Source organism: Stenotrophomonas pictorum JCM 9942 (assembly GCF_001310775.1).
GTDB classification, from domain to species: domain Bacteria; phylum Pseudomonadota; class Gammaproteobacteria; order Xanthomonadales; family Xanthomonadaceae; genus Stenotrophomonas; species Stenotrophomonas pictorum.
In genome coordinates, this window is the sequence record NZ_BAZI01000142.1 from 1 (window position 1) to 6,843 (window position 6,843).

Sequence of the window (6,843 nt, forward strand, 5' to 3'; positions counted from 1 at the left end):
GCCGGCGCCGCTTACCAGTGCGTGGGCTGGTAGTCCTTCAGGAACTGGCCCCACACGTGCTCGCCGGTGTTGAAGCCGTGGATGATCGGGTCGACGATGCGCGCGGCGCCATCGACGATATCCAGCGGCGGATGGAAGCGCTCCTCGGCGGTCTTGCGGGTGGCCAGCTCGATCGGATCCTCGTCGGTCACCCAGCCGGTATCCACGCTGTTCATATGGATGCCGTCGCCGTGGTAATCGGCCGCCGCGGTGCGCGTCATCATGTTCAACGCGGCCTTGGCCATGTTGGTATGCGGATGCTTGGTGGTCTTGAAGTTGCGGTAGAACTGGCCTTCCATCGCCGAGACGTTGACGATGTGCTTGTCGCGATTGGGCGTGCGCAGCATCAGCGGCTTCAGCCGCGCATTGAGGATGAACGGCGCCACTGCGTTGACCAGCTGGGTTTCCAGCAGTTCCACCGCCGGGACCTCGTGCATCTGCAGGCGCCAGGAGTTGCGTCCGCGCAGATCGACCTGCTGCAGGTCCTTGTCCAGCCGGCCTTCCGGGAACAGGTGCTTCTGGCCCAGCAGTTCCTCGGCCAGCAAGGGCACCTGCGACAGCGCCGGTGCGTGGGTCAGCCCCGGGGCGTCGGACAGGCCGTGCAGCGCGGCCGAGCTCAGGGCGGTGGCTTCGGGCAGCAGGTCGTGGCTGCGCAGCCCTTCGAAATTGCCCAGCAGCTTGCGCACGTGTTCGGGCGTCTGCGCCATGCTGGCGGTTTCGGCCTCCATCATGTGCGCGTAGAACTCCGGCGGGCGGCGCACGGTCTGGCAGGCGTTGTTGATGATGAAATCCAGCCGCGAATACTTGCCGGCCACTTCACTGCAGAACGCTTCCACGCTGGGGGTATGGCGCAGATCCAGCCCGAACACCTCCAGGCGATGGCCCCACACCGCGAAATCCGGTTCCTGCGCATAGCGGGCGGCCGAATCGCGCGGGAACCGGGTGGTGACGATCAGGTGCGCGCCGGCACGCAGCAGCTTCAGACCCGCCTGGAAGCCGATCTTGACCCGGCCACCGGTGAGCAGCGCCACGCGCCCGCCCAGATCGGCCAGCTCGGTGCGCTTGGCGAAATTGAAGTCCGCGCAGCGTGTGCACATCTGGTCGTAGAAGTGGTGCAGCCGCGTGTACTTCTGCTTGCACACATAGCAGTGGCGCAGCTCCGGGGATTCCAGCGGCTCGCGCTCGGGCTCGCGCGGATCGTGCGCCAGCCGGTTCTGCTGGTCGAAATTCTGCGGCGGGAAATAGTTTGGCGTGCTGAACACCGGTTTGCTGCGCAGGGTGCGGATGCCGGTCTGTTCCAGCAGGGCATCGGCCTTGCGCAATTTCTCGGCATGCTGCGCGCGCTGTTCGAGCTTGGCCTTCTGGCGACGGAACTTCGGCGCCGGGTTGGCGATGCTGGCCACGGCCTTGTACAGCCGCGCGCGCTGCTCGGCCGGCCATGCATCAAGCACGGTACGGTCCTCGGCGACGGTTTCCAGCACAGCCAGCAGTCCGTCCGTGTCGGGAACGGCGCTATCGCTGGCGGGCGGCAGCGTGGTCGGCGGGTGGTGCGGGTCGGTGCATTCGCTCACGGGGGGATCCTGTACGGCAGTTCAGTTGCGGGCCAAAAAAACGGGCCGCTTGCGCGGCCCGTTCCGGTCACTGGCAGTGCCAGTTTATTACTTCAGCTTGGCGGCCTTGCGCAGCGCCTCGGCGCGGTCGGTCTTCTCCCAGGAGAAGGCGGTCGCGGTCTGGCTCTTGCCCTCGCCATCGACGTAGCTGAATTCCTTCGGCTTGCGCCCGAAGTGGCCGTAGGCGGCGGTCTGCTGGTACATCGGGTGGATCAGATCCAGCATCTTGATGATGCCGTACGGACGCAGGTCGAAGTGCGCACGGATCAGCTTCTCGATCTGCGCGTCGGCGATCTTGCCGGTGCCGAAGGTGGTGACCGAGATCGAAGTCGGCTCGGCCACGCCGATGGCGTAGGAGACCTGCACTTCGCACTTGTCCGCCAGGCCGGCAGCCACGACGTTCTTGGCCACGTAGCGGGCGGCGTAGGCGGCCGAACGGTCAACCTTGGACGGATCCTTGCCCGAGAACGCACCGCCACCGTGACGGGCCATGCCGCCGTAGGTGTCGACGATGATCTTGCGGCCGGTCAGGCCGCAATCACCCACCGGGCCGCCGATGACGAAGATGCCGGTCGGGTTGATGTGGATCTTGTTCTTCGGCAGCGCGTCCAGCCACGCCTTGGGCAGCACCGGCTTGAGGATGTGCTCGCGCACGGCCTCGATCAGGTCCTTCTGCTTCACGCCCGGGTCGTGCTGGGTGGACAGCACCACCGCGTCCAGGCCTTCGATCTTGCCGTTGTCGCCATAGCGCAGGGTGACCTGGCTCTTGGCGTCCGGGCGCAGCCACGGCAGCGGCGAGTTCTTCTTGTTGCGGACCTTGGCCTGCTGCTCGACCAGACGGTGCGAGTAGTAGATCGGGGCCGGCATGAATTCCGGCGCCTCGTTGCAGGCATAGCCGAACATCAGGCCCTGGTCGCCGGCGCCCTGTTCTTCCGGCTTCTTGGTCTTCTTGCCCGAACCGTCCACGCCGGCGGCGATGTCCGGCGACTGCTTGCCGAGCATGTTGATGATCGCGCAGGTGTGGCCGTCGAAGCCGACGTCGGAATTGTTGTAGCCGATGTCGTTGATGACCTTGCGGGTCAGTTCTTCGATATCGACCCACGCCGAGGTGGTGACTTCGCCGGCGACGATGGCCGCACCGGTCTTGACCATGGTTTCGCAGGCCACGCGGGCGCGCTTGTCCTGGGTCAGGATTGCGTCCAGCACCGCGTCGGAGATCTGGTCGGCAATCTTGTCCGGATGGCCTTCGGAGACCGATTCGGAGGTGAACAGGTAGCTGGACATCGAGGCAATATCCCTTGATTCGGATGGAGAGATGGGCGCGCATGATACACGGCATGCCCGCCCTGTGCATTGTGCGGGGTGTGATGTTGCCGGTGGTTAAGCCAGCGTGTCCGGGAGAATGATAGGCCGTGACCGGCTGCTAGGATCGGCACATGGATTCGCTCAGTCAGATCGTTCTCGGCGGCGCTGTCGCTGCCTCTCTCGCGCCCGCCGGCCATCGCCGCGCGGCCTTGTTGGCCGGTGCCGCACTGGGCACCTTGCCCGACCTCGATGGTCTGTTCATCGCGGCGTTCACCGACAATCCGGTCACATTGATGACGGTCCACCGCAGTTTCAGCCATTCGCTGCTGGTGCTGCCACTGCTGGGCACGCTGATCTGGTGGTTGTACCGCCGTTTCGGCCAGGGCCGGGTGGCCGTCGCCCCGGTGCGCTGGTGGTGGGCGATCGTGCTGGCGCTGGTCACCCATCCGCTGCTGGATGCCTTCACCGTCTACGGCACCCAGTTGTGGTGGCCGCTGACGCCGGCACCGGCGATGTGGTCGAGCGTGTTCATCATCGATCCGCTGTACACCGTGTGGCTGCTGCTGGCCTGCGTGATCGCCTGGTTCGCGCAGGTGCGGCCGCTGGCACAGCGGGCACTGGTGGCGGGGGTGCTGCTCAGCACCGGTTATCTGGGCTGGTCGCTGGTGGCCAAGGCGCAGGTGGACCGGGCCGCAGATCAGGCGCTGGCGGCGATAGGTCTCGCCGATGCGCCCAGGTTCTCGGTACCGATGCCGTTCAACACCCTGCTGTGGCGGGTGGTGGCGATGACCCCAGGCGGCTATGTGGTCGGTGACCGCTCGCTGTGGGCCGACCACGGGCCGATGCAGTTCAGCGGTTACCCCTCCAACGTGCAGGCTTTGCGCCAGGCCGGCGAGGTGCCGGCGGTGCAGCGCCTGAACTGGTTCAACCGCGGCTTCATGCGCGCGCAGGTGCAGGGCGGGGAGCTGGTGCTCAGCGATCTGCGCATGGGCCTGGAGCCGGACTACAACTTCACGTTCGCCGTGGCCCGGATTGATGGGGAGGACTGGCAGGCGATCGCGCCACGCCAGCTCAGGCCCGTCTACCGGGAGCAGGGCGGGCGTGCGCTGCTGAAACAGCGACTGGGCGAGGCGTGGCAGCGGATCTGGACGGCTCCACCGGTGGCGGAAGCGGCTGGCCCCGGGGTGGCGGAGCGTGTCAGGTAGCCACTCACTGGCTCGCGTTCTGAATTTGAAACAAATTATGCCTTTCAGGGTGATTGTTCTGATTTTGCTGGCAAATAAAATGGGGGCCATCAAGCAGGAATCGGCGATGGTGCCGGTCCGCTTCTCCCAAGGAACCGACCATGAACAGCCAAGCCATCTCCCTGTACAAGAAGCGCCGCTCGCAATACGCCCTCGGCAAGACCCTGCCGATGAGCCAGAACGACACCGCCAGCCTGATCAAGCACGCCGTGCGTGAAGCGCCGTCGGCGTTCAATGCGCAGTCGGCGCGGGCGGTGATCCTGTTCGGTGCCGAAAGCCAGAAGTTCTGGGACCTGACCCGGGACGAGCTGCGCAAGATCGTGCCGGCCGAGGCCTTCGAGGGCACCAGCAACAAGATCGACAGCTTCGCCGCCGGTGCCGGTACCGTGCTGTTCTTCGTCGACAGCGACGTGGTCAAGGGCCTGCAGGCGCAGTACCCGCTGTATGCCGAGAACTTCCCGATCTGGGGCGAGCAGTCCAACGGCATGGCCCAGTTCGCGGTGTGGACCGCGCTGGCCGACGCCGGTATCGGCGCCAGCCTGCAGCACTACAACCCGCTGGTGAACGAGGCGGTGCGCGAGCACTGGGGCATTCCGGCCAGCTGGACCCTGCGTGCGCAGATGCCGTTCGGCTCCCATGAAGCCGCGTTCGGCGAGAAGAGCTATATCGAGGACGAAGCCCGCTTCAAGGTGTTCGGCTGATCGACCGCAGCGCGTTTCTCTCCCCCGCGCGCTGATGTCCCTGCCGGAAGCCCGCCAGTCCTGCTGGCGGGCTTTTTCATGGGTGAACCTCTGGCGCCCCGCGCTGACGTGGTCTGCGCCGGATCAGGCCGCTGGCGACAGGGCCGGCCGCTCGCCGGCAATCAGCGCGTCGAAATAGTCGCCGGTCAGGCGCAGCTGTGCATCGGCGGTCTCGGCGGCGTTGACCACCGCGCGGAAGGCCGTGTTCTCCGGGCGGTCCCTGGCATACCAGCCAGATGCTTGCGGGCGATGCGCACGCCCTGTTGTTCGCCATAGAAAGCATGCAGGTCGGTGAGATGCCCCAGCAGGATGCCGCGGACCTCGGTCAATGAGGGCGGCGGCAGCTCCTGGCCGGTGGCCAGGTAGTGGGCGATCTCGCGGAAGATCCACGGCCGGCCCTGCGCGGCGCGGCCAACCATCACCGCATCGGCGCCTGTGTGTTTGAGCACCTGCTCGGCCTTGCGCGGCGAATCCACATCGCCATTGGCCAGCACCGGGATGTCCAGCATCGCCTTGATCGCGGCGATGGTGTCGTACTCGGCCGTGCCGATGTAGTGCTGGTCGCGGGTGCGGCCGTGGATGGCCAGCGCTTTGATGCCGCTGTCCTGCGCGATGCGGGCGATGGCCGGGGCGTTGCGCACCTGCGCGCACCAGCCGGTGCGGATCTTCAGCGTCACCGGCACGTCCACCGCGGCCACCACCGCTTGCAGGATGCGCGCCACCAGCGCCTCGTCGCGCATCAGCGCCGAGCCGGCCCAGGCGTTGCAGACCTTCTTGGCCGGGCAGCCCATGTTGATGTCGATGATCTGCGCGCCGTGGTCGACGTTGTAGCGTGCCGCCTCGGCCAGCTGCGCAGGCTCGGTACCGGCGATCTGCACGCTGATCGGCGCCGGTTCACCGGCGTGGTCCATGCGGTGGATCGACTTGCGGGTGGTCCAGAAGCGCGGATCGGAGATGGTCATCTCCGAGGCGGCCAGGCCCGCGCCCAGGCGCTTGCACAGCTGCCGGAACGGCTTGTCGGTGACGCCGGCCATGGGCGCGAGCACCACGTTCGGTGCGATGGTGTAGGGGCCAATCTGCATGGGGCTATTGTAGGGGGTGGGCCGTGGGGCGGTGGCTGAACGCCGGGGGCGGACAGCACAACGGCCCGTCGCCGGGCCGTTGTGGGTGCAACCTTCAGGCCGCTCAGGCCTCGGCAGGGGTCAGCCGGGGCATCGACAGCGCGGCGCCTTCCTTCTCGGTGGAGCGGGCCGCGTACTGGTTGGCAAACCGCACGTGGGTCATGAATGCCGCTTCCGGCGCCTGCGCCAGCGAGGAGGACAGCGCGCCGTTGAAGGCGTCGCCCGCACCGGTGGTATCGACCACCTGCACCGATTCGGCACCGATGCGGTAGTACGGCACGCTGTCGCCGCGCAGGGTGTCTTCATCGTGCGAGACGAACACGCCCACCGCCCCCAGCGTCACCACCACGGTGCCGCCCGACAGCAGCCGGCACAGGGCGTGCAGACGCGCGCCGTCCAGCGTGGCCACGTCGTCTGCCTCCACGCGCTCGCCCACATGGCGGCCGAGCAGGGCCGAGAACTCGGTCTCGTTCGGGGTCAGCACGTCGGCCAGCTTGAGCAGGCCGATGCTCGAGGGAGCATTGGCCGGAGCCGGATTGAGCACGGTCAGCACGCCGCTTTCGCGGGCGATGCCCAGTGCCGATTCGATCGATTCCACCGGTGATTCCAGCTGTGCCAGCAACACCTTGCGTTGCCGATCAGGGCGCGGTTGGTGGCCATGAACCCGCTGCTCAGCGAGGCATTGGCGCCGGCGCCGATGACGATGGAGTTGCGGCCGCGCGCATCGACATAGATGCCCGCGGTGCCGGTGGGCTCGCTGCTGGCCTCGGCCACCAGCGCCAGG

General features: G+C 66.9%; 4 protein-coding genes and 2 pseudogenes. 2 read left to right on the forward strand and 4 right to left on the reverse strand.

Annotation, left to right across the window (positions count from 1 at the left end; translation table 11 throughout):
- Positions 1 to 11: 11 nt before the first annotated feature.
- Positions 12 to 1,610 carry an SDR family NAD(P)-dependent oxidoreductase gene (locus JCM9942_RS08795; protein ID WP_425478334.1) on the reverse strand — a complete coding sequence of 533 codons (1,599 nt, stop codon included), beginning with the start codon at positions 1,608 to 1,610 and terminating at the stop codon, positions 12 to 14.
- 87 nt (positions 1,611 to 1,697) lie between these two features.
- A complete protein-coding gene (metK, locus tag JCM9942_RS08800) occupies positions 1,698 to 2,933 on the reverse strand; it encodes a methionine adenosyltransferase (RefSeq protein WP_054659091.1) in 1,236 nt (411 codons plus the stop codon).
- Positions 2,934 to 3,085: 152 nt separating this feature from the next.
- Here metK and JCM9942_RS08805 point away from each other — a divergent pair, with 152 nt between their 5' ends.
- Positions 3,086 to 4,159, forward strand: coding sequence for a metal-dependent hydrolase (locus JCM9942_RS08805; protein ID WP_054659093.1), 1,074 nt, complete (start codon positions 3,086 to 3,088; stop codon positions 4,157 to 4,159).
- Between the two features lie 140 nt (positions 4,160 to 4,299).
- Positions 4,300 to 4,899, forward strand: coding sequence for a nitroreductase family protein (locus JCM9942_RS08810; RefSeq protein WP_054659095.1), 600 nt, complete (start codon positions 4,300 to 4,302; stop codon positions 4,897 to 4,899).
- Between the two features lie 123 nt (positions 4,900 to 5,022).
- Here the strand turns inward: JCM9942_RS08810 and dusB are convergent.
- A pseudogene (dusB, locus tag JCM9942_RS08815) lies at positions 5,023 to 6,020 on the reverse strand (tRNA dihydrouridine synthase DusB).
- A gap of 103 nt (positions 6,021 to 6,123) precedes the next feature.
- Positions 6,124 to 6,843, reverse strand: a pseudogene (locus JCM9942_RS08820) (PfkB family carbohydrate kinase); the annotation flags it as partial.